We start from the raw sequence: 26,356 nt of genomic DNA on the forward strand, positions 1-26,356 counted from the left end.
CACGCTTTATGGCTGTATCAGCGCTGCTGTGATGTCGATCAGACAGATATTTGTACCAGCGACCCCGATGGCAGGGCCAAAGTGCCCGGGCCGGCGGCATCATTCAGCATCTGCTCCCCCTCCGCCATATCGCGGGAGGCCTGATCCATCTGGGTTGCTGTTCCGGGCTCCCCGTCCCGCCTGGCTAGCCTTTTCATCTGATCCAGCAGGGAACGCAGCTGGGCCATGCTGCCACGCACATCATTATAGAATTCACCGGCCGCCTTGCGCGCCGCCCCTTCCTTCATGATGGCTTCGCGCTTGGCATCCAGCTCGGCCCGCGCGGTGCCGGTGGGATTATTCGGAGAGGCTGTGGCTCCCGCCTTCACCCCTTCAGCCGGTGCTTTATCGGTCACCGTTTTATCGGTCGCCGCGTTGCTGGCAGTGGTGGGATTACTCGCAGCGGCTGTGGCTCCCGCCTTGGCCCCATCAGCCTGCGCTTTATCGGTCACCTCAGTGGCGGCTGTATCCGTACCCTTCGCTTCTGTGTCGGTACCGGCGGAGCTTTCACCTTCAGCGGTGACCGGCGCCTCCGCCCCTTCCGCCTCGGCGGTATCCTTTTCCGGGGCCTCTTTCTGCGCAGAAGGCGGGGAAACCACCGCCGTTGAAGCTGCGGCAGCCTGGGCCTGAGCAACATCCCCGGTCGTCGCGGCGGGTGCTGTGGCGCCCGGTTGAACAGTGGCTGCAACGGATGTTGCCGCAGTAGCCGCAGCGGCAGCCTCCCCTTTGGCCGCAGCCGCTGTCGCGGCAGCCGCGGAATCGGCACCGGTAACGGCCGTTACCGCATCGGTACCGCCGCCACCATAATCCTTGGCCGCCTGCCCCAGTTCCTTGGCCAGTTGGGAAACCTCGCGCGCAATGCGGGCGGCAGCCTTTTTGTCGCCGGAGGCCGCCGCCATCTGCGCCTGCAGTTTCAACGCCTTCAATTTGCGCTTGGCCTCATCGGCCTTGCGCGTGGCGGCTTCCTTTTTCGATTCCCCACCGCTGTCAGAGAGTTTCTTGACCAGGGACTCGGTGTCATTCTGCATCGCCTGCAGCTTCTTCCGCGTGTCGGGGTCAACCCTGTCCAGGATCGCAGCGGACGCGGCACTCTGCGAGGTTTGCTTATTTGCCGCACCTTGTAGGTTGGCTGCCTTGTTGGCGTCAGCAATCTGCTTCCACGCGGCCTGTGCCTTGGCCTGGAACAGTTTCTGGGTGGCTCCCAGAATGCTGGAACCGCTTCCAGAAAGCGCCATGACAAAGCCCTCCCCTACCGGCCGCGCAACCTAAATCATGCGACCGGCAGGGCATTTTGTCCAGAACCAATATATCCGATAGGGGTTACGCCCGGATGTCGTGCTACTTTCTATCGATACGCACCAGCTTACCTTCCGGCCCCGGTGCCTCGATCAACGCGTAAAGCCGGCCATCCGGCCCGACCGCCACATCGCGGGTGCGCGGCAATTCGGCCTCCAGCAGCCGTTCGGTGGCCACCACCTTGTCGCCCTCCACATCCAGCCGGGCGATGCCACCCGCCAGCAGGCCGACAATCAGATCACCACGCCAGAAGGGCAGTGTGGCCCCCTCATAAAACGTCATGCCCGAGAGGGCCAGCGAGGGCACGAAATACAGCACGGGCTGCGCCATGCCTTCCTTCTCCGTGCCTTCGCCGATCTTCATCCCCAGCCCATAGGTCTTGCCATAGGTGATGACCGGCCAGCCATAATTGGTGCCGGGGCGGATGATGTTGATCTCATCCCCGCCCTGCGGCCCATGCTCGCTTTCCCAGATCAGGCCGCTGCCCGGCTGGGTGGCCAGCCCCTGGGGATTGCGGTTGCCATAGGTGAAGATTTCCGGCAGCGCATCGGCGCGGCCCACAAAGGGGTTATCCGCCGGCACGCTGCCATCACGTTCCAGGCGGAAGACCTTGCCCGCTGCGTCCAGCAGATCCTGCGCCCGATCCTGCTGCCCGCGTTCCCCAATCCCAAAATAGAGCCGCCCCTGCGGGTCAAAGGCGAAGCGGCTGCCGAAATGCAGCCGGCTGCTGACCAGACTGCCACGGTACAGCACCTTCATATCGGTGAGGGATGCACCGTCATCGGTGAAACGCGCCACCACCGTACGATTGCCCTTGTCCTGGTCGCGCGGCTTGGCATCGGCACCCTTCTCTGCCTTTTCCATATAGGAAAGGTAGATATAGCGATTGCTGGCATAATCGGGGTCCAGCGCGATGTCCAGCAGGCCCCCCTGGCCGAACTCCTCAATCTCCGGCAGACCCTTCACCGGGTCGGGCAACAGCTTGCCATCCTTGATCACCCGAAGATGGCCCGTCCGTTCCGTCACCAGAATGCGGCCATCGGGCGTGAAGGCGATGGCCCAGGGCGTATCCAGCCCTTCTGCAACCACCGTCACCTTCACATCATGCCGGGCTTTGGGGGCGGGAAAACTGGCGAACTCCTGGGGCGCCGCCGAGGCGGTCAGGCTGAAAAGGGCGAGGGCACTGCCAAGCAAAGCGGCGCGGATGAACATGGGGTTCCCATCTCCGGCTGGATTATGATTGCTGGCCTAGATAGGGGGTAATCAACGCCGCACCAAGGGGCGAGGGCGTCAAAAAGCCGTTCAGGCGCGCCGCAACCACATGGTCAAGTGCGCAATGCCCCCATCATCATAGGGCGGCCCGTCGGTGACAAACCCGAAGCTGGCATAAAAACCTTCGAGATGAAGCTGCGCGCCGATACGGACGGGGTCAGCAGGATAATGCCGGGCCAGATGGTCCAGGCCAGCGGCCACCAGATGCCGCCCCAGCCCGGTGCCACGCCAGGAGGGGGCCACGACGATACGGCCGATAAAGGCCGGCTCCGCCTCAGCGGGACCACGGGCCCGCAGATAGGCCGCCAAATCCCCTGCCCCATCCGTCACCAGCAGATGGTCACAGACAGGGTCCAGCCCATCTAGATCGGCATAGGCGGAATTTTGCTCAACGATGAAAATATCCTGCCGGAACCGCAGCACCCGATAGAGGGAGGCTGCATCGAAGGCGGCAAAGGATTGCCAAGCAAAACGCAACCCTTCCAGGCCGGGCGGGTTCAACGGCGAACCCCCAGCAGCACCGCCAGCTTGTCCCGCAGGCCAATAACGGTCACCGGCTTGGCGATGAAGGCATTGACGCCCAGATCGCGGGCTTTCAGCACAATATCCTTCTGGGCATGGTTGGTCAGGAAAATCACCGGGGTGCGCCGCCCCAGCTCTTCCTTCTGGCGCAACTGCTGCAGGAAGGTCAGCCCGTCCATCGGCTCCATCTCAATATCGCAGATGATGACATCGGGCCGCCGCTCCAGAGCGATATCCAGCCCGGCCGTCCCCTCCTCCGCTTCCCAGATATTGTTGAAATCGAGCTGCTTCAGGATGCGGGATACGACGGTCCGGATAAAGGACTGATCCTCCACAATCAGGGCGTTCATGCGTGAGAAGCTGACAAAGCCGACCATCTACCCCTCGCGGCGCGTAATAGATCGCGCGGATACTAACGTGACAAGATTGATATGGCTATAATTGTGCAATCGCGCTGATCACCCGGCCAACCATATCGGGCAGCGCTGTGGCTAGGCGGGAGGCTTCCGCCCCATCGCCGGCCCGCAGCGCCTGTTCGATCCGGTCGGCCAGCCGCCCCAGCGGATCGGCCCCGCCATTCTTGGCCACACCGGCCAGCGCATGGATGCGCGCACGCGCCGTTTCCAGGTCGCCCGCCGCCAGGGCCGACAGGCTCTCGTCCCGCAGCGGTTGCAGGCTGTCCACAAAGGTTGCCAGGAAATCCCGGGCATCGGCATCCAGGCAGCCGAACAGGGCCAGCGTCATGGCAGGATCGAAATCGGCATCCGGCAGCCGGTCATCGGCCGGCGCCGGTTCCTCCCCCCCCCGGCCCCAGCGTTCCAGGCATTCCTGTAACTGTTTCAGGTCTAGCGGCTTGGACAGGAAACCATCCATACCAGCATTGATGCAGCGCTGGTCCTCCCCCGCCATGGCATTGGCCGTCAGGGCCACGATGGGCAGGCGTTGACGGCCTTCCGCCACCTCCGCCGCGCGGATGGCAGAGGTCAGTTCGTACCCGTCCATCTCCGGCATGTTGCAATCGGTCAGCAGCAGGGCGTGGCCGCCCTGACGCCAGGCGACCAGTGCCGAGCGGCCATCCGAATGCATGTCGCAGGCATAGCCCAGCAGCGCCAGCTGCCGGCTGATCACCATCTGGTTGACGCGGTGATCCTCCGCCACCAACACCAGCCGGCCGCTGGCCGCTGCCGCATCCCGCCCCGGCGGGGCCGTCGGGGCGGGCCTTGCCGGCTCCGCCACCTCCTCGGCATAGAGGCCCTGTGCCTTGGCCAGCAGCCGATAAAGGGCCGCACGCCGCACTGGCCGGCTCAGGAAATAATCCACCCCCGCCGGCCGGCCGGCTTCGCCATCCACCAGCAGAATGGCCTTGCCAGGGCCGGACAGGGCCGATGCCGTATCAGCGATGGTGATATCCGGCAGCGCCCGATCATCATCATTCAGCACCACCGCGCCGACATGCGTCAGATAGGTCTCCAGCGTCTGGCGCAGCAAGGGATCAGACAGCCGCAGGGCGACACAAAGGCCGGGGAAGGACAGGGACTCCCCCCCCTCGCCCGGCCCTTCCTCCAATTCCAGTTCCACCCAGAAGGTGGAGCCCTGGCCGACCTGACTTTCCAGGCCGATGCGCCCCTGCATCAATTCGGCCAGACGCCGGGTGATGGACAGGCCCAGCCCGGTACCGCCGAACCGGCGGCTGGTGGAACTGTCGGCCTGGGTAAAGGGCTGAAACAGCTTGGCCTTCAACTCATCGGGAATGCCGATACCGGTGTCAGTCACCGTCAGACGCAGGGCCAGCCCCTTGGAAGCGGCACCCGCCACCCGTTCCAGACGGATGGCAACATGGCCCCGCTCGGTGAATTTCACCGCATTACCGGCCAGATTGAACAAAACCTGCCGCAGGCGGACCGGATCGCCCAGCAAAGATGGGGGAATGGTCGGGCAGATATGCAGGTGAAGGGCGATGCCCTTCTTGCGGGCAGCCGGGGCCAGGGTTTCCGCAACACCTTCCATCAGCGCATGGATATCCAGCGGCTGCCGCTCAATATCCATGCGGCCGGCTTCAATCTTGGAGAAATCCAGGATGTCGTCGATGATATGCAGCAGGGTGCCGGCCGAATCGCGCGCCGTTTCCAGCATTTCCCGCTGTTCAGCCGTCAGGCTGCTATGGCCCAGCAGTTCCAGCATCCCCAGCACCCCGTTCATCGGGGTGCGGATTTCATGGCTCATCGCCGCCAGGAAGGCGGATTTCAGACGGCTGGCGCTTTCCGCCTCCCGCGCACTGCGGATATTATCATAGGCGCGCAGGCCGGTAACGATGGTGATGAACAGCTTTTCCGAAGTCAGCTCGGTCTTGGATTTGTAATCGTTGATGTCATAGCTGACGATCACCTCCCGCACCGGCGCCTGTCCGGGCTGGCCGGTGCGCAGGATGATGCGGATGTCGCTGTTAGCGATCTCATTGCGGATGCAGCGCGCAAGCCGCAGCCCGGCATCATCGGTTTCCATGACGATATCCACCAAGGCAACGGCGATATCGTCCCGCTGCCGCAGAATCGTCTCCGCCTCTGCGGCGGAACGGGCGGTTAGCAATTCCAGCGCCCTGTCTTTGTAACGCAGCCGGCCCAGCACCAGCCGCGTCATCACATGGACTTCCTCATCATCATCCACCACCAGCACAGGCCAGGGGGACAAGGGGGCAAGGGAATCCGATCCATTGCCGGCGGGACCGGCATCCGGCTCCTCCGGCGCGAACAGATCGTCGCCGTCCTCCCCCTCCATCACACGCCCCTTCCCCTTACCGGACTTCAGCCCTGCCGCCGGTATATTGGTGCTGTCTGGTCATCTGACCATTAAAGCATATCAAAGTAGCCACACAACTCAACCTTCACCCGTTACCCCCTGCTTTCAACCGGCGCACGGCATAGCCACACAAAACGGGCTTGCCCTCCGGCCTCAGTTCGTTTAGGCGTGTCGACCAACATCCGCGTCACCGGGCGATAGCCTGGGCGGCTGTGCAGGAAGAGTGGCCGAGTGGTTTAAGGCACTGGTCTTGAAAACCAGCGACGGTGCGAGCTGTCCGTGGGTTCGAATCCCACCTCTTCCGCCATTTTCAATTCAGGTTCCATCAGACGGTGCCCCCGATCTCAGGGGATATCACCTGTTGCGTAAAAACCTGTCGTCTGCCCGCACAGGCGGATGTAGCATCAGCCTCTGTGATGATTCGCTGGATGGAGGCCGGGATGCCTTTCCTGATCCGTTTCATGCTGCGCCATGCTCTGGCCGGTTTCACCCTGGGCGTGGTGTCGGCGGCTATTGCTGTCGGCTTCGATTTTGCGCATCTGCGCAGCCTGGCCCAGGCGACCTCGCTGGGCTGGATCGGCCTCAGCGCCTTCTGCTTCCTGATCGGGTTGACCTTTGGCGGGCTGCAGATCGGTTTCGCCGTCATGCTGCTGCCCTATGATAATGAGGGGGAGCCGCCGCGCGGCCGGCCCAGGCGCGTGGAGCTGGTGCCGGTTCCCATTGCTGTCCGCCGGCGCGGCTGAACCAGCGACCCTCTTTAATCCGCGTAATGGATGGGGCTGGATGGTCGCCATCGACAGTTTGGGTCCGTGGTGATAGGGGAAAACATCCGTTCCCCGACAGGTCGCCCCATGTCCGACAAGGTGTTGTTGATCCGTGAAGCAGGGGGCATCGGCCGCCTGATCCTGAACCAGCCGGAAAAGCGCAACGCGCTGAGCCAGGACATGTGGCAGGGCGTGGCGCTTCGCGTTGCGGAAGCCGAGGCAGACCCGGCCATCAAACTGCTTCTGGTACAGGGGGCGGGTGGCTGTTTTGCCGCCGGTGCCGATATTTCCGAATTTGAGAGCGCCTATGCCACCCGGCAAAGCACGGCCGCCTATGCGAGCGACATTGCCGCCGCCATGGAAGGGCTGGCCGCCTGTATCAAGCCGACCCTGGCCATGATCCAGGGGGCCTGTGTGGGCGGCGGCATGGGGCTGGCGCTGGCCTGCGATCTGCGCTTTGCCGCCGATGATGCGAAACTGGGCATCACCCCCGCCAAGCTGGGGCTGGTCTATCCGCTGGGCGATACAAAACGGCTGGTGCAGGCGGTGGGCCCGGCCCATGCCAAGGATCTGCTGTTCACCGGCCGGTTGCTGGACGCAGCCGGGGCACTGGCCATCGGGCTGGTGAACCGGGTGGTGCCGGCGGCTTCCCTTGAGCCCGCCGTGCTGGATTATGCCGCCCAGATCAGTGCCAACAGCCAATGGTCCATCCGCGCCATCAAGAAGATGGTGGCCCGCGTCCTGGCTGGGCAGCAGCTGGATGACGGCGAGAGCCTGGATGCCTTTCTGGATGCCGTGGAATCAGCCGATTTCACGGAGGGGCGCAATGCGTTCCGGGAAAAACGCAAGCCGCAATTCCCCTATTCCTGACCCTGTTCCCGGCATCGGCGGATGGGGGCTTGCGCCCGGCCGCCATCCTGGGGCATCTTCATGCCTGCGGTGGCGCCGCTCCCGACCTTGGGATAAACATCCATGCCCCTTTCCGTACAGGTGAACGGAAAACAAGGGATATGGATCATGCGCACGACCGAACAGGCTTCCCAAGACCATCGCCAGACCAATATTGACGGTTATGACCGTTGGGCCGGCTTTTACGACCAGTATCCCAACCCAACCGTGGCGATGGATGAATTGGCCTTTCCTGATTTTTGGAAAGGGTTTCCGGGACAGCACGTCTTGGAAATTGGCTGCGGCACCGGCCGCCACACGGCGCGGCTGCTGGCGGCCGGAAAACAGGTGACAGGGGTGGATCAGTCCCCCGGCATGTTGGCAGTCGCCAGGGCCAAGCTGGGACCGGCCCCCACCCTGCTGCAAGGCGATTTCCTGGCCCTGGAACTGGCAGAAGCTGGCTTTGATGCCGCCCTGACGGCCCTGGTTCTGGAACATATCGCTGACTTGCCCGGCTTCTTCCGCCATTTGGCCAAAAGCTTACGGCCTGGCGCCCCATTCTTCATCTCAGAGATTCATCCGGCACGGACGGCGGCCGGCACCTTTGCCCATTTCAAGGATGCCGAAACCGGAACGGACGTGTCACTGGCCAGCTATCCGCACACGGCCGAGCAACTGGCGGCAGCGGCCACAGGGGCAGGTTTTCAGGTGCGGGAGCGGCACGATGTGGCCGGCGATGACAGGCTGGCCGCCCTGAACCCGAAATGGGCCCGATATCAGGGGCAGCCGATGCTGCAGCTCTGGCAGCTTATCCGCCGCTGAACGCGGCCCCGATCATCGGACGCAGCCGCCGACACTGGTGTGTTCGGGGCGGACAAGCTGTCGAACACCACTATACGTTATGAGTAGCATGGTTAACGTACCCCTGCCATAAGTCCTACCGGCTCGACCAAGCGGACGGCTTGCCCTTGATGCGGGTTTGGCGGTAACAGGTGGTCATGGGGCAACTGACAGCGGATGACCGGCCTTGGCAATCGGTTTCCGCAGCGGTCTCCTGCGCCCGTATTCAAACGGGCGTCCGCTGCATATGAACCTGATTGGCTTTACCTGATGTCCGACACCGGTATCTCCGACGACAGGAACACCCAGGCAGCGCCCCTATCGGCCCTGCCCCCCCGGATTCTTGTGGTTGAGGATGATGCGCTGGTGGCCCTGGGTATCCGCCTGACGCTGCTGGAACTGGGGTATGAGGTGGTGGGAATCGCCGCATCGGAGTTGGAAGCCATCGCCCTGGCGCAGGCGGAAAGACCCGATCTGGCCTTGATGGATATCCGCCTGCGCGGCCCCGTGGATGGGGTGGATACCGCCCGCCGCCTGCGGGCGGATTATGGTATCCGCAGCGTCTATCTCTCCGCCTATGCAGATGAACAGACCATGGCGCGGGTGGCCCAGACCTATCCGCTGGGATTCGTGCAGAAACCCTATGCCGCCAGCCAGTTGCGCGCCGCCCTTGATCTCGCCTGTCGGCGTTTGCACCAAAACACGGAAACGTCAGGCTGAGATCACGGCTTTGCCGCATTTGTGTCGTTAGGTGAAACAAAGATCGGGTCTTGAAAGACCGGAATGCTGAAATTAAGTGCTTTTTGGCTTTTCCTGACCCGAATGGACCCTTACTCTGTTGTTACAGGGGAAAACGGCCGTGCAACGGCCGGTTATGGGTGGAAAATCCACCCGCACCTGCGGGAATGGACCACCGGTTTATATGAAGGAGCGAAGAACATGCGCGTGCTTCCTTGGGTTTTCTCTGGTTTGATGGTGCTGGGGCTGGCCGCCTGCGGCGACAAGGCAAAGAACCAGTCGGAAACCACCCCGCCGCCGGCGACGTCCAATCCGCCGGAACCGTCGGGCACCACCGCGCCGCCGGCGACCCCGGCTCCGACCACGCCCCCGGCTGACAGCACGACCACGCCGCCGGCTGACAGCACCACCACCACCCCGCCGACCGAGGGTGCAACCCCGCCGGCCGAAGGCACCACCACCACCCCGCCGCAGAGCGGCACCAGCAACTGATCGGTTGCCGGTCAACCGGGTTGAACGGTTGATGAAAAGGCCGGGGCATTGCCCCGGCCTTTTTTCATTCCGTTGTGATCATTGCGTTGGGAGATGTTCTCAACGCGTCTCGCGCCACGCCTTGGCCAGCGCGACAAATCCGTCAATATCCACTTCCTCCGCCCGCGCGGTGGGGGCGATCCCAACCGACAGCAGAACGGGTTCCGGCTCCCGCATCAAGGTTTTCAGGCTGGCGCGCAACATCTTGCGACGCTGCCCGAAGGCGGCGGCCACCAGCGTTTCCATAGTGGAGAAGTCCGGATCGTCCGTCGGCCGCACGCGCGGTGTCAGCCGCACAACGGCGCTGTCGATCTTGGGCGGCGGGGTGAAGGCGCGGGCCGGCAGATCCATGATGGTCCGGCATTCGGCCAGCCATTGGCACATGACGGACAACCGACCATAGGCCGATGTACGGGGCCGGGCGACAAGCCGATCGGCCACTTCCTTCTGGAACATCAGGGCCAGGAAACGATATTCGCTGATCCGCTTCAGCCAGCCGATCAGCAGCGGCGTGCCGACATTGTAAGGCAGGTTGGAAACCACGGCGCGCGGTGCGGGCACCAGATCGACCGGATCAACCGTCAGCGCATCGGCCTCCACCAGCTGTAACCGGCCGGCCGAGGCGGCAATCACATCGCCCAGCGCCGCCGCGAAACGCGGATCGCGCTCCACCGCCAGCACCTGCACGGCGGCACTTTCCACCAGCGCGCGGGTCAGGCCACCGGGACCGGGACCCACCTCCACCACATGCAGATCGTTGAAATCCCCCGCTTCCCGCACGATGCGGCGGGTGACATTCAGGTCCAACAGGAAATGCTGGCCGAACGCCTTCTTGGCGGCCAGATCATGGGTGGCGATGACATCCCGCAGGGGCGGCAGATGCGACAGGTCACGCCCGTCATTACTTTTCACGTCAGTCACAGGAAAGCCCTAAACGGCGGCTGGCAATGGATCGGGCGGCATGAAGGGCGGCGATCAGGCTGGTAGGGCTGGCCTTGCCCGTGCCCGCCAGCGACAAGGCCGTGCCATGGTCGGGGGAGGTGCGGACAAAGGGCAGCCCCAGGGTGATATTGACGCCCTGGTCAAAATCCAGGGTCTTCAACGGAATCAGCCCCTGGTCATGATACATGCAGACCACAACATCATAGTCGGCGCGCGCCCCGGCATGGAACAGGGTATCGGCCGGGAACGGCCCCTTGGCATTGATGCCTTCGGCCTGCAGTGCGGCCACAGCGGGGGCGATGATCTCCATCTCCTCCCGCCCCATGGCCCCGCCCTCCCCTGCATGGGGATTGAGCGCAGCGACGGCCAGCCGCGGGCTGGCAATGCCGAAATCGCGCCGCAAGGCGGCATCGGTGACGCGGGCAACGTGCAAGATGGCATCGGCGGTCAGGTGTGCTGCCACATCCTTCAGCGCCAGATGGATGGTGGCCAGCACCACCCGCAGCCCCCCACCTTCCAGCAGCATCACCGTTCCATCATCGGGCAGGCCGGCCAGATGGGCCAGATATTCCGTATGGCCGGGCCAGCGGAAGCCGGTGGCGTACAGCGCGCTTTTCTGAATCGGGTTGGTGACGACACCCGCCAGCAACCCGCGCCGCGACAGATCAACCGCCCGGTCGATGCTGGCAATGACAGCAGCCCCATTGGCCGGGTCGGGCCGGCCCAACTGCACCGGGTGCGACAGGGGCACCGGCAGCACCGGCAGGGCATCGGCGAACAGGGACGCCACCGAACCCAGCTCCCCCTCCGCAACCACACGGACGGGAACGGAAAGCCCCAGTCGTTCCGCCAGGGCGGCAAGCCGCTGCGGATCGTCCAGCATGACAAAGGGCGGCACCGGCCGCCCTTGCCTTCCCGCCCAGGTCATCAGGGCAATGTCGCCGCCGATGCCGGCCGGTTCACCCATGGTCAAACCCAGGGGGGCGGTCACCATCGCCTTACAGCCTCGTCTCGATCGTGGCCTGACGGCGCAGGTCGCGCAGATAGCGGCGCTGCTGCAGATCCATCCGTTCCTGGAACAGGGCCGAGCGTACCTGATCGGGCGGCGGCAGGCTGCCTTCCGGCACCACCCGGTCGCAGACCATCAGCAGCATGGTGCCCCTGTCGGTCACCAGCGGCTGGGTGGCATTGCCCACGCCCAAACCCGCCACCAGACCGGCGATCTGTTCGGGAATGTCGCCCAGCTTGGTCAGCGGCTGGGTGAAGACCTGGGCGCCATGGATCTTGGAGGCTGCCTGCTGCAAAGCCTCACACCCCTTCACCCCTTCGCCCAACTGCTTGACGGCGTCGAACAGCGCGCCCTGCTGGTTGGGATCGGAAGGGGCCGGCACCACGAACTGGCCCAGGCTGATCTGGATATTCTTCGGGTCGCCGGCCGCCACCGTGCGCTGGTCGCGCAGCCAGAGGATATGATAACCGGCCGCCCCCCGGATCGGGCGGGAGAACTGGCCGGAATGCAGCTGTTGCAGGGCGCGATCCAGCGCCTCTTCCAGCTGGCCCTGCTGAATCCAGCCCAGATCGCCGCCGGTGGCCGCGCCGGCGGACTGGGAGAATTGCTGGGCGACGGCGGCGAAATTGGCCCCCTTGCCGATCTGGTCGACCAGCCGGTCCGCCAGATTCTGCACTTCCTGCTCATTGGCCGGGTTGTCCACCGCCAGGAAGATTTCCGCCACCTGATATTCCGGCTTACCGGCATTGGCGCGGATACGCTCGATATAGGCGTTCACTTCGCTGTCGGGGATATTCACCTGCTGGCGCACCACGCGCTGTACCACCTTGCTCCAGGCCAGCTGGGCCAGCATCTGCTGGCGCATGGTGCTCCACGGCACGCCGGCCTGCTGCAAGGCCTGCTGCAGCTGATCCCGCGTCATGCGGTTGCGTTCCGCCATCTCCGACAGGGCGTTGTTCAGCTCATCCTCGGTGACGGACAGCTTACGCTCCCGCGCTTCCTGCACCTGCAGCGCTTCATCGGTGAGGATGCGGATCACCTGGGGCAGCAGACGCTTGCGCGTATCCGGCGTGTCCGGCAGGCCGGAAGAGACGATGGCCAGCTGCAACCGGCCTTCGACATCGGCCTGGGTAATGGGCGATTCATTGACGACGGCGGCAATGCGGCCCAGCGGTGCCGCCTGTTGTGCATGGGCCAGCCGGCCCGCCGGAACCGTCACAGCAACAAGGGCGAAGGCGGTGGCACCCAGAAGGGCTTTGCGCAGGAAGCTGGTCATGGTCCGTCGGGTCAAAGAATGCATCATGGGGGCTTCTTATAGAGAAGGAACAGCGCGAAGGCAAAGCGTACCGGCAGAGGCCATCAGCCATCTTCCGTATGCAACAGGGCGGCGACGGACAACATCACCGTCACCCCCGCCGGCGCCCAGGCCGCCAGCACCACCGGTACGGAGCCGGAGAGGCCCAGGGCATGGATCACGTCCTTGACGATGAACAGCACCAGGGCCGACACCACCCCCGCCCCCAGCAAGGCCAGCGTGCCGCCGCCGCGCATCTGCCGCAGGGAGAAGGCCGCCGCCAGCAGCACCATGGCGGCGAACAGAACCGGCTGGGACAGCAGCGTGTGCCAGTAAAGCCGGTGACGCAGCGGCGACAGACCGGTCAATTCCAGCGTGCGGATGAAATCCGGCAGAGCCCAGAAAGAAAGCGTGTCAGGCGAGGAGAAACTGTCCTGAATCCGCTCTTCCGTCAGGTCGGTCGCCAGCCGGTAACGCGGCAGGAAGCGCGCCGGTTCCCCCGGCTGATTATACCAGACTTCCGACAGATCCCAGAACCCGTCGGCCAGCACGGCAGAGGCGGCGTCCAGCCGGGCCGCCAATTTGCGTTCGGGGGTGGAGATCAGCACCATCACCCGCCGCATCTCCATCCGGCCCGGCACCAGGCTGTCAGCATGGATGCGATAGCTGCCATCTTTGTTCACCTGCCGCAGCCAGAGACCGGAGGAACCGATATCCAACGAGGAGACCTGACCGCGCAGATAGCGGTTTTCCAGCGTCTCATAGCGTTTCATCATGGCGGCGAAGATCGGGTTCAGCACCATGATCAGCACCAGCCCGATGATGACGGCCCAGCCCAGTACCGGCGTCATGAATTGCCAGACACTGATACCGCTGGCCCGCGCCACCACCAGTTCCTGGGTGCGGGTCAGCCGCCAGAATGTGTACATGCCAGCAAACAGGATGACGAAGGGGAACACCTCCTGCCCGATCTCCGGCAGTTTCAGCAACCCCATGGAAATGACGATATCGAAGGTCGCTTCCGGCCGGTTGGCGGCGCGGCGCAACAGTTCCACCGTATCCAGCAGATAGATCAGCGCCAGCAGTGCCGCCAGCCCGGCCACGAACCAGAGCAGGAACTGCCGGCCGATATAATGGGAAAGGGTCGCGGAAAGGCGCATGGCTCACCCCCTTTCCGGCGCGGTGGCGACCGGCCGGCGGCCGCCGATGCGGTTGCGGTTCACGTACCAGAGCCCCAGCGGAATAGGCAGAACGGCCACGGCATAAAGCAGCGGCGTCATGGCCGGTAATTTGCTGATCAGGTTGGCAATACCCATGACGGACGCTTGCAGGACCAGGGCCCCGACGGCAGCGGCCGTGATGCGGCCGCCCCGCCCCCGGCGGGAAAATTCGCCCGGCAACAGGGCCGCAAGTGCGATGATGGTGAAGCTGAGCGCCAGGAACGGACTGGCGAAACGGTTATGCAGCTCCGCCCGCAGGCGGCCGGCAAAACGGACATCATCGGGCGAATTGGTCGGGTGCAGCAGTTGGGCCAGTGTGCGTTCCCGCGGTTCGACCCAGCGATCCGTCAGTTCCTTGCGCAGGGACTGCAAGTCCACGGCATAGCGTTCAAATTCCAGCCATTCGGTCTTGCCGGTGGCCATAATATATTTGCTCTGTGTGCCATCATGCACCAGCACACGCGGCTGCCCCTCCAGATCCGTCAGGGTACCGCGCTCTGCCACCACCGTGTTGATGATACCCGGCTGCCGGGCATCGTGGATCAGCAGATCGATCAGGGTGCCATCAGGCAGACGGTCGCGGACATAGACGGTCAGCCCGTCGCCCAGATCATTGAAGGTGCCCTCCCGCAGCAGGGCCGCCGACATGTCGCTGCGGACTGATTGCCGCAGGGCCACCAGTTCCCGCTGTGCCGCCGGCCCCAGGAACAGGGTCAGGGCAAAGCACGCCGCCATCACCCCGCTGCCCAGCAGCAGGGCGGGCTTGGACAGTGCCAGCGGCCCCAGCCCGGCAGCCCGCATCACCACCAGTTCGCTGTCGATGGTGAGCCGGTGATAGGTGAACAACACCGCCGCCAGCAGGCCAAAGGGCAGCACCAGCGCCAGAAAGGTGGGAAATGTCAGTATGGCCAGCCGGAAGAAAGCCGTCAGGGAGGCACCGCCTTCCACCACCAGCGCCACCAGCCGCAGGGACTGGGTCAGCCAGATGGCAGCCGACAGCCCGCTGGTCACGACCAGCGTGGCGATCAGAAGGTTCCGGAACAGATAGCGGTTGATCTGGTTCATCTTGCCCTGAAACGATGGCGGGCCCGCCGGCCTGTCGCCCAAACTACCCTTTAGGGACGGCAAGCCCCCGTCGCCCGAGGCGTAGCCGCCGATTGCGTCGCCATCGTGGCAGGCCGCTTTCATCGCGCGGTGCCGAAGTTTAATCTGCCACTGCCCTTGACACCACAGTGCCACTGTTCTTTATCGACTCTCTGCCATACACACAACCACCGGAACCGGTGGAGCAGGGTCCATCCTGCCCGGACAGCCAACCAGAGAGCAAATCCATGAAGATCGCCTTTTCCGCACCGGACCTGCCGAAATCGGGTCATCTGGCCATCACCGTTGCCGCCGATCGCGCCCTGGGCAGCATCGGCGCCAGCCTGGACAAGGCCAGCGGTGGCCAGATCACCCGCGCCATGGAACAGGGCCGCTTCACCGGCAAGGCCGATGAAGTGCTGGCTCTGGTGGCCCCGGCAGGGCTGGAACTGGGCCGTCTGGTGCTGGTGGGCATCGGTGGGGCGCCGGGTGCGCTGGCCGCCAACAATGCCGGTGCAGCGGCCCTGGCCGCCGTGCAATATGCGGGCGAGTCTGAGCTGACCCTGGTGGTGGATGATCATGCCGGTCTGGCCATCGAGGCCGGGCCGTTTGCCGCCGAAGTGGCCTTCGGGGCGCTGCTGCGCAGCTACCGTTTTGACAAGTATCGCACCACGCTGGCCGACGACAAGAAGCCGTCGGTGAAGAAGGTCACCGTGCAGACGGCCGCCAAGGGCGCCAAGAAGGCCTGGGAACGGCTGGAAAAGATCGCCGACGGCATCTTCCTGACCCGCGATGTCGTGTCAGAGCCGCCCAATGTGATCTATCCGGAAACGCTAGCCGACCGCTGCGTGGAGCTGGAAAAGCTGGGCCTGGAAGTCGAAGTTCTCGACGAAAAGAAGATGAAGAAGCTGGGCATGGGCGCGCTGCTGGGCGTCGGCCAGGGCTCGGCCCAGCCGCCGCGTCTGGTGGTGATGAAGTGGAATGGCGGCAACAAGGGTGACGCCCCGGTTGCCTTTGTCGGCAAGGGCATCACCTTCGATACCGGTGGCATCTCCATCAAGCCGGCGGCCGGCATGGATGAGATGAAGTGGGACATGGGCGGTTCCGGCACCGTCATCGGCCTGATGGCCGCCCTGGCCGGCCGCAAGGCCAAGGTGAATGTCGTCGGCGTCGTGGCGCTGGCGGAAAACATGCCCGATGGCAATGCCCAGCGTCCGGGCGACATCGTTTCCACCATGTCCGGCCAGACGATTGAGGTGCTGAACACCGACGCCGAAGGCCGCCTGGTGCTGGCCGATGCGCTCTGGTACACGCAGGATCAGTTCAAGCCGCAATTCATGGTCAATCTAGCCACGCTGACCGGTGCCATCATCGTCAGCCTGGGCAATGAACATGCCGGCCTGTTCTCCAACAATGACGATCTGGCCGCCAAGCTGACCGAATCCGGTCTGGCGACGGGGGAGAAGCTGTGGCGTATGCCGCTGTCGCCCGCCTATGACAAAGATATCGACAGCGATGTGGCCGATGTGAAGAACATTGGCCGCCCCATGACCGCCGGTTCCATCATCGGGGCGCAGTTCCTGCAGCGCTTCGTCAATGGCACGCCCTGGGCGCATCTGGACATTGCCGGCACCGCCTGGAGCAAGGAAAACAAGGGCGTGGTGCCGAAGGGCGCCACCGCCTTCGGTGTGCGCCTGCTGGATCATCTGGTCGCCACCCATTACGAAGGGTAAGCTTAAGCCCTATATAAACAGGGGCTGGCGGGCAACCGCCGGCCCCGCCTTTATCGCTGACGGAGCCCGCCCGCCCATGGCCCAACGCCGCTTTTCCCTTCCGCTGGTCCTTGGCCTGCTGGCCGCCCCCCTGGCCCTTTCCACCCCCGTGGCACTGGCCGCCCCAGCGCAGGAGGCCAAGGTCAACCGGTCGATGAGCAAGGCCCTGCCGGATGACCCGGATGGCTGGGAGATGGGGGAAATCCGTCCGGCGCGGGGTGCCCTGCCCATGTATTCCGTCGCCACGGCGGAGGCGGTCTATAAGAAGGGCAATGTGGAAGTGACGGTCGGTGCCGCCCGCAGCCCGACGCTTTTCAAGGCGGTGATGGGATCGGTGAAGAATACCGGCACCCTGCCGCCTGACAGCAAGGTGGAGGTGATCGCCGATCATTACGCCATCGTTGCCCGTTTCCCCAATTCCACGCCCCCGCTCTACACGATGCAGTTGCTGGCCGGCACGGATGGCATTGTCATGCTGACCACCCGCAACGGCACCTATGAGCATCTGGTGGAACTGGCCAAGCAGGTGGATTTCGATCATTTCCCGCTGCGTTGATCCGGCTGGCGGACAGGGGCAATGACGGAAATCCGCTTCTATCACCTGACGCGCCGCACGCTGGAACAGACCTTGCCGGCGCTGCTGGAAAAGTCGCTGGAACGCGGCTGGAAGGCCCTGGTGCTGACCGCCAGTGATGAGCGGGCGGAGATGCTGTGCCAGCATCTCTGGACCTACAAGCCGGATGGTTTTATCCCGCACGGCACCCGCAAGGATGGCCATGCGGAGATGCAGCCGGTGCTGATCACCGAAACGGATGACCGCGCCAATGCGGCCCATGTGCTTTTCCTGACCGATGGGGCGACTAGCCCGCTGCTGGGTGATTATGAACTGGTCTGCGACCTGTTCGATGGCAACGACCCAGACGCCGTGGCCGCCGCGCGCGGGCGCTGGCGCCACGCCAAGGATGGCGGCCACGCGCTGACCTATTGGCAGCAGAATGAAAAAGGCGGCTGGGAAAAGAAGGCCTGATACCAACGGTCATAATTCATGACCGTTGGTACGGCGGCGACTGCCGCCGCGCGGCCCGTGCCGCGTAGCCAAGGGCGCGGATGCGCCCGCCGGCGATTGAGGCGCACGAATGCGTGACCATCGGTCATGATTTCGTGCCGCTGGTATGAGCCGCCGTCAAGCCGCCGCCTGCCGCACCCGTTCCACATCCCTCGCCGGCGGCGCACCATAGAGCCGGCTGTAATCCCGGCTGAACTGCGACGGGCTTTGATAGCCGACGCGCAGGGCCGCTGTACCGGCATCCAGATTTTCCATCAGCATCAGGCGTCGCGCCTCATGCAGGCGCAATTGCTTCTGGAACTGGATCGGCGTCATTGCCGTCACCGCCTTGAAATGATGGTGCAGGGATGAAACGCTCATCCCCACATGGTCGGCCAGCATTTCCACCCGCAGCGCCTCGGCGAAGTGGGCGCGCATCCAGGCCATGGCGCGCGGAATACGCCCGGCATGGTGACCCGTTGACAAAGCCAGATGCAGCAGACGCGGCCCGTCCGGCCCCGTCAACAGGTGGTAGAGGATTTCCCGCCGGAACAACGGCGCCAGGGCCGGTATGTCCTGCGGCCGGTCGGCCAGCCGTACCAGCCGTGTGGCGGCATCCAGCAGGTCCGGCGTTGCGGGGGTGACGGCGACGCTGCGCATCCCGTCGGCATCCAGGCCCGGCGGTGTGCCAATGCGGGCCAGCAGTTCCCCCATCGCCTCGGTATCGATGGGGATGAACAGGCAGAAATGCGGGGCCTCCGGGCTGGCCCTTGTCACCTGCGTCACCACCGGCAGATGCAGAGAGGTCAGCAGATACTGACCGGCCGCATAATCGAACCGCTCCGTCCCCGCCGTCAGCCGTTTCGCCCCCTGGATCACCAGGGAGAAACCGGGCCCGCATTCATAATGCTGCGGCAGGGTCGGCGTGTCGCGGCGATAAAGCCGCACCCCGCCGAAATCCAGCGGGCGGTCCCGGTCCTGTTCGGTGAAACGGGCAAACAGCGCCGACAGCTCCTGCAGCCTTCCTGTGACATCCATCACATCAACCCCTTGCCCTGCATTGCCGCCTACCATAAGGCCAGGATAATACGCGCTTTGCCGCCGCACATCCTGTCCTGATCGCATTTGCAGGATCAGGCAAGAAGCTTGCAGGATCGGTCTACCGGCTGCAGCGTTACCTGGGGGATAGTCGGCCATCCCGTTTCGCCGCTGCGAAGGAAGCAAGCCATGAGTCTCGCCAAAGCCTATGCCGTCCTGGACGCGCAATCCCCGTTGGTCCCCTTCACCGTCGAGCGGCGGGAGCCGCGCGCCGATGATGTGGTCATTGCCATCAAATATAGCGGCATCTGCCATTCCGACATCCACCAGGCCCGCAATGAATGGGGGGCGTCGCGCTATCCCATGGTGCCGGGCCATGAAATTGCCGGCATCGTCACCGCCGTCGGTTCCCAGGTGACGAAGTTCAAGGTCGGCGACCCTGTCGGCGTCGGCTGTTTCGTGCATTCCTGCACCCAGTGCGAGACGCGTGACGAAGATCTGGAGCAATATCTGCCCGGTCTGGTGCAGACCTATAATGATGTGGAAGCGGATGGCGTGACGCCAACCTATGGCGGCTATTCCGACCATATCGTGGTGCGCGAAGGCTATGTGCTTTCGATCCCGGACAACCTGCCGCTGGACCGCGCCGCGCCGCTGCTCTGCGCCGGCATCACGCTTTATTCACCGCTGCGCCACTGGCAGGCGGGACCGGGCAAGAAGGTCGCCATCGTCGGCATGGGCGGCCTGGGCCATATGGGCGTGAAGCTGGCCCATGCCATGGGGGCCGAGGTAACCGTGTTGAGTCAGAGCCTGGCGAAGGAGGCCGATGGCCACGCCTTCGGGGCCGATCATTATTATGCCACCCGCGATCCCGAAACGTTCCAGAAGCTGGCCAACAGCTTCGACCTGATCATCTGCACGGTTTCCAGCGATATTGACTGGAACGCCTATCTGCGGCTGCTGAAGGTGGATGGCACCCTCTGCCTGCTGGGCGTGCCGGAAAAGGCCGTGCCGGTCCATGCCTTCTCGTTGATCCCGACGCGGCGCAACCTTGCCGGCTCGATGATCGGCTCCATCAAGGAGACCCAGGAGATGCTGGATTTCTGCGGCGCACACAATATCACTGCCGACATCGAGAAGATCGAGATGAAGGATGTGAATGACGCCTATGAGCGCGTGCTGAAAAGCGATGTGCGCTATCGCTTCGTCATCGATGTTGAGGCGTCGTTCTGAGGTTTCGGAAGGGTCGAACCGCGAAAAACAGCGTGTAAGGGCTTAAAATTGATGAGGGCCGCTGCGGTGCAGCGGCCCTCTTTTTATACCCGTTTCCCTGAAGCCCCGCCCGTTCAACCCGGAACGAACGATGCGCAAGGTATGCAGTTCAGGCAGATCGGTCAATCATTCTGACGCTTCTTTCTTAACCCACTGTCAAATAACCGTCATGCTTGTTGCCATTTTATCTCACTTTCAGGGGATAAACGGGCAATAATCGTACAATTAGCGGGCATAGCCCACGTCGCGCAAGGCCTGTGCCACCTCTTCCAGGATGGCTGGATCGTCGATGGTGGCCGGCATCTTCCAAGACTCGCTGTCGGCAATCTTCTGCATCGTGCCGCGCAGAATCTTCCCCGACCGGGTTTTGGGCAAGCGATCAACAATGACCGCCTGTTTGAACGCGGCGACCGGGCCAATGTCATCCCGCACTTTTTTGACCAGTTCCGCCAGGATATCGGCATAGGGGCGCTCCACCCCCTTCTTCAACACCACCAGCCCCAGCGGCAGTTGCCCCTTCAACGCATCGGCCACCCCGATCACCGCGCATTCCGCCACATCCGGGTGCCCGGACAGCACCTCTTCCATGGCGCCGGTGGAGAGGCGATGGCCGGCGACATTGATGATGTCATCGGTGCGCGCCATGACATAGATATAGCCATCCGCGTCGATGAAGCCGGCATCAGAGGTCTGATAATAGCCGGCAAAGTCCGCCAGATAGCTTTTGCGGAATCGGTCATCGGCATTCCACAGCGTCGGCAGGGTGCCCGGCGGCAGGGGCAGCTTGGCGACGATGGCGCCGATATCGCCCCGCCGCACCTCCTGCCCGTCCGGCGCCAGGATGCGGATATCCCAGCCGGGCAGCGGTTTGGTGGTGGAGCCATATTTCACCGGGAACAGGCCCAGCCCCACCGGGTTGCCGGCGATCGGCCAGCCGGTTTCCGTCTGCCACCAATGGTCAATCACCGGCACCTTCAGGTTTGTTTCCGCCCATTGCAGCGTATCGGGATCGGAACGTTCGCCGGCCAGGAACAGGGTGCGCAGGCTGGAAATATCATAATCCTTGATCAGCAGCGCCTGCGGGTCTTCCCGCTTGATGGCGCGAAACGCGGTGGGCGCGGTGAAGAAGGCGACAACCTTGTGATCGGCAATCACCCGCCAGAAGGCACCGGCATCCGGCGTGCCCACCGGCTTGCCCTCATAGAAGATACTGGTACAGCCCTGCAGCAGCGGGCCATAAACGATATAGGAATGGCCGACCACCCAGCCGACATCACTGGCGGCCCAAAACACTTCCCCCGGCTTGACGCCGTAAAAATGCTCCATGGTCCATTGCAGGGCGACGGCATAGCCGCCGGTATCGCGCACCACCCCCTTGGGCTGGCCCGTGGTGCCGGAGGTGTAGAGCACATAGAGCGTATCTGTGGCCGCCATGGGCACACAGTCAGCCGGCGAAGCCGCCGCCAGCGCGGCGTTCCAATCCAGGTCACGGCCGGGCAGCAGCTGGGCCTGCACCTGCGGCCGCTGCACGATGAAGCAATGGTCGGGCTTGTGGCTGGCCTCCTCAATGGCGGCATCCAGCATTGGCTTATAGGGCAGCACCTTGCTGCCCTCGATGCCGCAACTGGCGGTGACGATCACCTTGGGCTTGGCATCATTGATGCGGGTGGCCAGTTCGTGCGGGGCAAAGCCACCAAAGACGACGGAATGGATGGCGCCGATGCGGGCGCAGGCCAGCATGGCCACGGCAGCTTCCGGGATCATCGGCATATAGATAATGACGCGGTCCCCCTTGGCCACGCCGGCCCCCACCAGGGCACCCGCGAAGCCCGCCACCAGATCGCGCAGTTCGGCATAGGTGATGGTGCGCTTGGTGCCGGTGACGGGGCTGTCATGGATGAAGGCCGCCTGCCCGCCCCGCCCGGCAGCAACATGCCGGTCCACGGCGTTCCAGCACATATTCAGCACCCCGCCCTTGTACCAGCGGTAAAGCGGTGCGGCACTGTCATCCAGAATGGTGGCGGGCGGGGTCAGCCAATCAACAGCCTTGGCGGCATCGGCCCAGAAACCCACCGGGTCCGCCAGTGACCGGTCATACATCTCCTGATATCGGGCCGACATGATTTTCCTCCCCTGTTTGTTATCGTCGCTTTTCCAGCGAGGGCGCTTTTTCGCCTCGCTAAAAGGCACGAGGCTGGGCATAGTCAACGCCGTCGCCACCGCAGCGGCCATGATCTGAATCAGCCTGATGGAACCTGCGGTTTCATCCCCTACCTTGGTCTTCCATCGAGCCCCGATGATCGTCGACAGCCGCCAAATCCAATTTTCCGCTGAGGCGTTGAAGGACGCCGTGAAGACCTATCGGGAATTGTTTCCACAGAAACAGCCGCCGGGCCTGCTGGGCGCGGTGATGATCCGGGGCATCAACCCGATCTCCCTGGGCGTCAAGGTCCAGGCCATGGGATCGCGCGTCTATCGGGAGGTGGAGATGGCGGAAAGCGAGGTGGCGGCCATGCTGATCCTTTATTGCCGCAAGCTGCGCATCCCCCTGCCGCGCACGGCGGACAAGGCCATCAAGGTGCAGGGCGACAATATCGCCCTGATCGTTTCCAAAACGCTGACCTTGCCGGCGGTCCCGGCCTGAGCGCTGGCGCCAACCGCTGCAATCAGGAAAACTGCATTTCCGGTACAAGCCTGGGGCGCGCCGCCTGTTCTGCCAGCAACGCCACCACATCTTCCTGCCGCAACAGCGGATAGCGGGTGCGCAACAAGGTGGTCAATTCATCCACCGGCCATTCCATCAGGGCCGCCGGATCGAAATGCAGGGCAAGATAATCGGCGGCCCGCAGGGACCCCTCACGGGCAAAGAACTGGATCTGGCGCAGGGCCTCTGTGGAAGGCAGCCCTTCCACAGCCTGCGCCAGGGCGGGTTCACAGAGGGTGCTGACCTGCAACAGCCCATCGCGCGCCGGATCGGCCTGCCACGCCCGAACGGCCCTTAACACGGCCTGGGCGAATGAGGTGTCTCTGTCCGCGGCTTCACGCAGCAACTGTTCTAGTAATCCAGCTGAACGATCCATTGCCTCATCCAGATCGAAGATGGTTGGCATGTCGCGCCAGCTCTTCAATTCCTGCTGAATGATGGCTTCTGCCGGGCGTCCCTTGTCGCTGCTGAACCAGTGCTGGTCGAACCATTGCAGTGCCCGTTCCAGTCTTGGCTCATCCGATGGGGCGCGGATCACCTGATCGATCAGCACATGGTCATCCAGCAATTCATCGGCCGTCGGCACCGACTCCGGCAGCAAGCCGGTCAATACGGGATCCAGCTCATGGGTCAGGTTGACGGCCAGCAGCACGGTGACGTGGGAGACGAAAGCCGCCGCCATATGTCGTATTTCCGCGCGTTCCTCCACCATGAGCTTTACCTTCCACTCTTCCTCAGCCCGGTCCATCCACCCTATGGACATGTTGTTGTAACATCATGGAGCCTTGCGCCCGGTGCGGCAATGGGAGTCGCGGCAGTGTCACCTTTCGAATAGGCTGGCAGCGAGAGCCACCTGCGTTTAGAGCGGATTCACGCCAAAAGGTGATTTCACATTTTGGCGATCCGCTCTATCCCCTCGCCTGGAACGGACATCATGTTTATCGAGATCTATGCCGACCTTGTCTGCCCCTGGTGCTATATCGGGAAACGCCGGTTAGAGCAGGCGCTCGAGCTGCGCCCAGGCCTGTCTGTCGATATCCGCTGGATGCCCTTCCAGCTGAATCCTGAGTTGCCGGAAGCTGGCATGGACCGGGCGACCTATCTGGTGGCAAAATTTGGCAGCATTGACCGGGCGCGGCAGCTTTCGGCCATGGTCGAACAGGCTGCCAGCAAGGAAGGGCTGCCGTTGCGTCTGGACCTTGTCCGCCGCACGCCTAACACAACAAACGCACATCGGCTGGTCCGTTTTGCCGAGCGGTTCGGCCGTTCAACCGAGATGGCCTCCACGCTCTTTCAGAGCTATTTCGCTCAGGGGCTCGACATTGGTGCCACTTCGATTCTTCTAGAACTCGCCATCGCCAACGGCCTGCCGGGAGATGAGGTGGCGACATATCTCAGTAGTGAAGCCGACAAAGCAGCCATCCGCGCCGGCGACCAGCAGGCCCGGCAATTGGGCGTGCAGGCCGTGCCCTGCTTCGTCTTCGAACGACGCTACGCCCTGTCCGGCGCGCAGGAACCGCAGGCATTCCTGCCGTTCCTGGATATGGCGCGGGGTTAGCAATGGTGGTCGATTTTCGAATGACTGAGGCTTTGGTTACAGCGCCGCACGTCAGATCCGCAATGCTCACCCGTTGTACGACAAAAAAGGGGCGTGCTGATCGCAAGCCCCTCTCTTCTTCGTGAAAAGATAGAGACCCCGTCCCGATGGGACAGGGTCTCTTCAATACTGGATTACGGGAAAACGATGACGGCGCGGCGGTTCGACGGCTCACGCACGCCATCGGCGGTCGGGACCAGCAGATCCGTCTCACCCTTGGCTTCCACGGCGATTTCCTTGGACGTCAGACCCTGGGACGCCAGGTAATCGCGCACGGCTTCGGCGCGGCGCAGCGACAGCTTCTGGTTATAATCGGACGGGCCCGACGTGTCGGCATGGCCGGACACGACAACGCGCACGATCTTGCCAGCCTTGGCATCGCGGGCGACGTTCTGCAGAACCTGCTGAGCGTCGGCAGACAGGGTGGACTTGTCGAAGTCGAAGAACACCGTGAAGTTACGGGTGATCGACGGCGCCGGGGGCGGCGGCGGAGCGGGCTGGGCCGGCGGCGGGGGCGGCGGGGGTGGAGCCACAACGGTGGTGGCCACCGGCGCCGGGGCCGGGGCGGCGCCGAACACGGTGCGAACACCGATCAGCACGCTGTGGGACTTGTAGTCGGCGTCAAAGGCCGGCCGCTCGTTCTTGTACTTCAGCGTGTCCATCGCCAGGAAGCGATAGCCCAGCGTCAGATCCAGATTGTCGGTGATCGCATAGGCGACACCGGCATTCAGCTGGTAAGCAAAGCTGTCCGTGTTGCCGTAATTATAGTTGTTCGGCGCCAGCAGCGGGCCAACAGCCTCGGTCTTCACCCAGCCCCAACCAGCACCTGCGCCAACATAGGGGCGCAGCGGGGAGCCGATATCAAACTCCTTCTGCACCACACCCATCATGGTGAAGGCCTTCAGGTTGCCATTCGGCTGACCAGAGCGGCTGGCGGGGCCACCGACAATACCGCTGACTTCATGAACGGTGTAACCACCTTCCAGACCCAGACGCAGCCCTTCACCAAACTGGTAACCCAGTTCAACGACAGAGGACAAAGCATCCTTGGTGGAGACTTCGTTGGTGATGGTGGAAGACTTGAAATCGCTGTCCTGGAGCCAGTTGACACCGATCTGGGCACCAAAATAGGGGCCCTCAACGGACTTCTGGGCGAAGGCGGCACTGGGGAGGGCCAAAGCGATCGCCGTCCCCAACAGCAAGTGGCGCAGATTCATCTCTTTATACTCCTCGAAGGCCCTTGGATTGCCGCCCTTACACGCCGAAAACGGAGGCAGCTTGTTCTGTCTTGGGCAAAAAGATGGCATCGCCGTCTTTTATATCCCAGCGTTCATAGGCTTAACAGAAAATGAAGGGGCAACTCAAGGAGGCAGGGGGCTGGCTAAAGATACTAGCCCTATCGGCTAGGCGCCCGCTCCCCCTCTTGCTTTTCAGCTATGCCGCAGCGCGAAAGGCATTTAATGCGGCGCGCTGCGCTTCCCCAGCATCCGGATAGGCACGACCATGCAACTGCTGCACGGCTGGGTGGAATGCATGGAACACCACGCCTTCCTCCTCCGCCATGGCCAGACCAAGCGGTTCGTCCTCAATCTCAATCAGGTAATCCATCGGCCGATCCATGATCGCCACCTTTCAGTGACAGGCCACAAGCAGTGGCCCATTGACGTTCTTCACCCCGCCGGTGCGGCTTCTAA

General features: G+C 63.4%; 26 protein-coding genes and 1 tRNA gene. 12 read left to right on the forward strand and 15 right to left on the reverse strand.

Translation table 11 applies throughout. The features are described from left to right. Nucleotides 1-38: 38 nt before the first annotated feature. The 5 genes from CHB97_RS09715 to CHB97_RS09735 form a co-directional block, all read right to left on the reverse strand. Entirely contained in the window at nt 39-1,274 is a 1,236-nt protein-coding gene (locus tag CHB97_RS09715; RefSeq protein WP_089287783.1) for a hypothetical protein, read from the reverse strand. A gap of 103 nt (nt 1,275-1,377) precedes the next feature. Beyond that, complete coding sequence (locus CHB97_RS09720) at nt 1,378-2,547, reverse strand: PQQ-dependent sugar dehydrogenase (protein ID WP_089287784.1); 1,170 nt, start codon at nt 2,545-2,547, stop codon at nt 1,378-1,380. Between the two features lie 90 nt (nt 2,548-2,637). After that, on the reverse strand, nt 2,638-3,108 hold the full coding sequence (locus tag CHB97_RS09725) for a GNAT family N-acetyltransferase (protein WP_244559481.1): 471 nt from the start codon (nt 3,106-3,108) through the stop codon (nt 2,638-2,640). Next, nucleotides 3,105-3,479, reverse strand: coding sequence for a response regulator (locus CHB97_RS09730; protein ID WP_160105736.1), 375 nt, complete (start codon nt 3,477-3,479; stop codon nt 3,105-3,107). Before CHB97_RS09730 ends, CHB97_RS09725 begins: the two co-directional genes overlap by 4 nt. An 85-nt stretch (nt 3,480-3,564) precedes the next feature. After that, entirely contained in the window at nt 3,565-5,904 is a 2,340-nt protein-coding gene (locus tag CHB97_RS09735) for a response regulator (RefSeq protein WP_089287786.1), read from the reverse strand. Between the two features lie 238 nt (nt 5,905-6,142). On the opposite strand from CHB97_RS09735, the gene CHB97_RS09740 reads away from it, so the two are divergent. From CHB97_RS09740 to CHB97_RS09765, 6 genes are all read left to right on the forward strand, one after another. Continuing rightward, a tRNA-Ser gene (locus CHB97_RS09740) sits at nt 6,143-6,232 on the forward strand. A gap of 133 nt (nt 6,233-6,365) precedes the next feature. Further along, complete coding sequence (locus CHB97_RS09745) at nt 6,366-6,668, forward strand: hypothetical protein (protein WP_143270820.1); 303 nt, start codon at nt 6,366-6,368, stop codon at nt 6,666-6,668. Nucleotides 6,669-6,776: 108 nt separating this feature from the next. Beyond that, nucleotides 6,777-7,559, forward strand: coding sequence for an enoyl-CoA hydratase-related protein (locus tag CHB97_RS09750; protein WP_089287788.1), 783 nt, complete (start codon nt 6,777-6,779; stop codon nt 7,557-7,559). 147 nt (nt 7,560-7,706) lie between these two features. Then, on the forward strand, nt 7,707-8,399 hold the full coding sequence (locus CHB97_RS09755) for a class I SAM-dependent methyltransferase (protein WP_160105738.1): 693 nt from the start codon (nt 7,707-7,709) through the stop codon (nt 8,397-8,399). 288 nt (nt 8,400-8,687) lie between these two features. Then, the gene (locus tag CHB97_RS09760) at nt 8,688-9,137 is read left to right on the forward strand and encodes a response regulator (protein WP_089287790.1); all 450 of its coding nucleotides are present in this window, start codon (nt 8,688-8,690) and stop codon (nt 9,135-9,137) included. Nucleotides 9,138-9,356: 219 nt separating this feature from the next. Next, nucleotides 9,357-9,647, forward strand: coding sequence for a hypothetical protein (locus tag CHB97_RS09765; protein WP_089287791.1), 291 nt, complete (start codon nt 9,357-9,359; stop codon nt 9,645-9,647). Nucleotides 9,648-9,746: 99 nt separating this feature from the next. Here the strand turns inward: CHB97_RS09765 and rsmA are convergent, their stop codons facing one another. From rsmA to lptF, 5 genes are read right to left on the reverse strand one after another with little or no spacing between them, the layout of a single operon-like run. After that, entirely contained in the window at nt 9,747-10,607 is an 861-nt protein-coding gene (rsmA, locus tag CHB97_RS09770; protein ID WP_244559482.1) for a 16S rRNA (adenine(1518)-N(6)/adenine(1519)-N(6))-dimethyltransferase RsmA, read from the reverse strand. Further along, complete coding sequence (gene pdxA / locus CHB97_RS09775; protein ID WP_089287792.1) at nt 10,600-11,622, reverse strand: 4-hydroxythreonine-4-phosphate dehydrogenase PdxA; 1,023 nt, start codon at nt 11,620-11,622, stop codon at nt 10,600-10,602. Before pdxA ends, rsmA begins: the two co-directional genes overlap by 8 nt. Before the next feature lie 4 nt (nt 11,623-11,626). Beyond that, a complete protein-coding gene (locus CHB97_RS09780; protein WP_089287793.1) occupies nt 11,627-12,940 on the reverse strand; it encodes a peptidylprolyl isomerase in 1,314 nt (437 codons plus the stop codon). 56 nt (nt 12,941-12,996) lie between these two features. Next, nucleotides 12,997-14,091, reverse strand: a complete 1,095-nt coding sequence (gene lptG / locus CHB97_RS09785) for an LPS export ABC transporter permease LptG (RefSeq protein WP_089287794.1) — start codon at nt 14,089-14,091, stop codon at nt 12,997-12,999. Nucleotides 14,092-14,094: 3 nt separating this feature from the next. Then, the gene (lptF, locus tag CHB97_RS09790; RefSeq protein ID WP_160105740.1) at nt 14,095-15,216 is read right to left on the reverse strand and encodes an LPS export ABC transporter permease LptF; all 1,122 of its coding nucleotides are present in this window, start codon (nt 15,214-15,216) and stop codon (nt 14,095-14,097) included. Between the two features lie 266 nt (nt 15,217-15,482). On the opposite strand from lptF, the gene CHB97_RS09795 reads away from it, so the two are divergent. The 3 genes from CHB97_RS09795 (at nt 15,483) to CHB97_RS09805 (ending at nt 18,033) form a co-directional block, all read left to right on the forward strand. Further along, complete coding sequence (locus CHB97_RS09795; RefSeq protein WP_089287796.1) at nt 15,483-16,967, forward strand: leucyl aminopeptidase; 1,485 nt, start codon at nt 15,483-15,485, stop codon at nt 16,965-16,967. A gap of 76 nt (nt 16,968-17,043) precedes the next feature. Continuing rightward, nucleotides 17,044-17,562 carry a hypothetical protein gene (locus tag CHB97_RS09800; protein WP_089287797.1) on the forward strand — a complete coding sequence of 173 codons (519 nt, stop codon included), beginning with the start codon at nt 17,044-17,046 and terminating at the stop codon, nt 17,560-17,562. A gap of 21 nt (nt 17,563-17,583) precedes the next feature. After that, nucleotides 17,584-18,033: a DNA polymerase III subunit chi gene (locus CHB97_RS09805; protein WP_089287798.1), complete on the forward strand. Its 450-nt coding sequence runs from the start codon at nt 17,584-17,586 to the stop codon at nt 18,031-18,033. A gap of 156 nt (nt 18,034-18,189) precedes the next feature. On the opposite strand, the gene CHB97_RS09810 is transcribed toward CHB97_RS09805, so the two are convergent. Next, entirely contained in the window at nt 18,190-19,089 is a 900-nt protein-coding gene (locus CHB97_RS09810; protein ID WP_089288098.1) for an AraC family transcriptional regulator, read from the reverse strand. Between the two features lie 189 nt (nt 19,090-19,278). Between CHB97_RS09810 and CHB97_RS09815 the strand changes: the two genes are divergently transcribed. Continuing rightward, nucleotides 19,279-20,322, forward strand: coding sequence for an NAD(P)-dependent alcohol dehydrogenase (locus tag CHB97_RS09815; RefSeq protein WP_089287799.1), 1,044 nt, complete (start codon nt 19,279-19,281; stop codon nt 20,320-20,322). Between the two features lie 264 nt (nt 20,323-20,586). Here the strand turns inward: CHB97_RS09815 and CHB97_RS09820 are convergent, their stop codons facing one another. Further along, entirely contained in the window at nt 20,587-22,482 is a 1,896-nt protein-coding gene (locus CHB97_RS09820; RefSeq protein ID WP_089287800.1) for a propionyl-CoA synthetase, read from the reverse strand. A 175-nt stretch (nt 22,483-22,657) separates the two neighbouring features. Here CHB97_RS09820 and CHB97_RS09825 point away from each other — a divergent pair, with 175 nt between their 5' ends. Beyond that, on the forward strand, nt 22,658-23,005 hold the full coding sequence (locus CHB97_RS09825; RefSeq protein WP_089287801.1) for a hypothetical protein: 348 nt from the start codon (nt 22,658-22,660) through the stop codon (nt 23,003-23,005). Nucleotides 23,006-23,027: 22 nt separating this feature from the next. On the opposite strand, the gene CHB97_RS09830 is transcribed toward CHB97_RS09825, so the two are convergent. Then, on the reverse strand, nt 23,028-23,777 hold the full coding sequence (locus CHB97_RS09830) for a hypothetical protein (RefSeq protein ID WP_089287802.1): 750 nt from the start codon (nt 23,775-23,777) through the stop codon (nt 23,028-23,030). A 222-nt stretch (nt 23,778-23,999) separates the two neighbouring features. Here CHB97_RS09830 and CHB97_RS09835 point away from each other — a divergent pair, with 222 nt between their 5' ends. After that, entirely contained in the window at nt 24,000-24,623 is a 624-nt protein-coding gene (locus CHB97_RS09835; RefSeq protein WP_089287803.1) for a DsbA family oxidoreductase, read from the forward strand. Nucleotides 24,624-24,796: 173 nt separating this feature from the next. On the opposite strand, the gene CHB97_RS09840 is transcribed toward CHB97_RS09835, so the two are convergent. Beyond that, complete coding sequence (locus tag CHB97_RS09840) at nt 24,797-25,879, reverse strand: OmpA family protein (RefSeq protein WP_089287804.1); 1,083 nt, start codon at nt 25,877-25,879, stop codon at nt 24,797-24,799. A 217-nt stretch (nt 25,880-26,096) separates the two neighbouring features. After that, the gene (locus CHB97_RS25885) at nt 26,097-26,282 is read right to left on the reverse strand and encodes a hypothetical protein (protein ID WP_089287805.1); all 186 of its coding nucleotides are present in this window, start codon (nt 26,280-26,282) and stop codon (nt 26,097-26,099) included. Nucleotides 26,283-26,356 lie beyond the last annotated feature (74 nt).

This window comes from Azospirillum sp. RU38E, from assembly GCF_900188385.1.
Classification (GTDB): Bacteria; Pseudomonadota; Alphaproteobacteria; order Azospirillales; family Azospirillaceae; genus Niveispirillum.

Excerpts from the sequence above, each read along its gene's own strand:
- CHB97_RS09805 (WP_089287798.1), top strand. The coding sequence starts at position 17,584 with ATGACGGAAATCCGCTTCTATCACCTGACGCGCCGCACGCTGGAACAG.
- CHB97_RS09840 (WP_089287804.1), bottom strand. The coding sequence starts at position 25,879 with ATGAATCTGCGCCACTTGCTGTTGGGGACGGCGATCGCTTTGGCCCTC.
- CHB97_RS09820 (WP_089287800.1), bottom strand. The coding sequence starts at position 22,482 with ATGTCGGCCCGATATCAGGAGATGTATGACCGGTCACTGGCGGACCCG.
- CHB97_RS09835 (WP_089287803.1), top strand. The coding sequence starts at position 24,000 with ATGTTTATCGAGATCTATGCCGACCTTGTCTGCCCCTGGTGCTATATC.
- CHB97_RS09745 (WP_143270820.1), top strand. The coding sequence starts at position 6,366 with ATGCCTTTCCTGATCCGTTTCATGCTGCGCCATGCTCTGGCCGGTTTC.
- lptF (WP_160105740.1), bottom strand. The coding sequence starts at position 15,216 with ATGAACCAGATCAACCGCTATCTGTTCCGGAACCTTCTGATCGCCACG.
- CHB97_RS09780 (WP_089287793.1), bottom strand. The coding sequence starts at position 12,940 with ATGATGCATTCTTTGACCCGACGGACCATGACCAGCTTCCTGCGCAAA.
- CHB97_RS09765 (WP_089287791.1), top strand. The coding sequence starts at position 9,357 with ATGCGCGTGCTTCCTTGGGTTTTCTCTGGTTTGATGGTGCTGGGGCTG.
- CHB97_RS09720 (WP_089287784.1), bottom strand. The coding sequence starts at position 2,547 with ATGTTCATCCGCGCCGCTTTGCTTGGCAGTGCCCTCGCCCTTTTCAGC.
- CHB97_RS09735 (WP_089287786.1), bottom strand. The coding sequence starts at position 5,904 with ATGGAGGGGGAGGACGGCGACGATCTGTTCGCGCCGGAGGAGCCGGAT.
- CHB97_RS09760 (WP_089287790.1), top strand. The coding sequence starts at position 8,688 with ATGTCCGACACCGGTATCTCCGACGACAGGAACACCCAGGCAGCGCCC.
- CHB97_RS25885 (WP_089287805.1), bottom strand. The coding sequence starts at position 26,282 with ATGGATCGGCCGATGGATTACCTGATTGAGATTGAGGACGAACCGCTT.
- CHB97_RS09800 (WP_089287797.1), top strand. The coding sequence starts at position 17,044 with ATGGCCCAACGCCGCTTTTCCCTTCCGCTGGTCCTTGGCCTGCTGGCC.
- pdxA (WP_089287792.1), bottom strand. The coding sequence starts at position 11,622 with ATGGTGACCGCCCCCCTGGGTTTGACCATGGGTGAACCGGCCGGCATC.
- CHB97_RS09755 (WP_160105738.1), top strand. The coding sequence starts at position 7,707 with ATGCGCACGACCGAACAGGCTTCCCAAGACCATCGCCAGACCAATATT.
- CHB97_RS09830 (WP_089287802.1), bottom strand. The coding sequence starts at position 23,777 with ATGGTGGAGGAACGCGCGGAAATACGACATATGGCGGCGGCTTTCGTC.
- CHB97_RS09795 (WP_089287796.1), top strand. The coding sequence starts at position 15,483 with ATGAAGATCGCCTTTTCCGCACCGGACCTGCCGAAATCGGGTCATCTG.
- CHB97_RS09715 (WP_089287783.1), bottom strand. The coding sequence starts at position 1,274 with ATGGCGCTTTCTGGAAGCGGTTCCAGCATTCTGGGAGCCACCCAGAAA.
- CHB97_RS09750 (WP_089287788.1), top strand. The coding sequence starts at position 6,777 with ATGTCCGACAAGGTGTTGTTGATCCGTGAAGCAGGGGGCATCGGCCGC.
- CHB97_RS09810 (WP_089288098.1), bottom strand. The coding sequence starts at position 19,089 with ATGGATGTCACAGGAAGGCTGCAGGAGCTGTCGGCGCTGTTTGCCCGT.
- CHB97_RS09815 (WP_089287799.1), top strand. The coding sequence starts at position 19,279 with ATGAGTCTCGCCAAAGCCTATGCCGTCCTGGACGCGCAATCCCCGTTG.
- lptG (WP_089287794.1), bottom strand. The coding sequence starts at position 14,091 with ATGCGCCTTTCCGCGACCCTTTCCCATTATATCGGCCGGCAGTTCCTG.
- CHB97_RS09730 (WP_160105736.1), bottom strand. The coding sequence starts at position 3,479 with ATGAACGCCCTGATTGTGGAGGATCAGTCCTTTATCCGGACCGTCGTA.
- CHB97_RS09825 (WP_089287801.1), top strand. The coding sequence starts at position 22,658 with ATGATCGTCGACAGCCGCCAAATCCAATTTTCCGCTGAGGCGTTGAAG.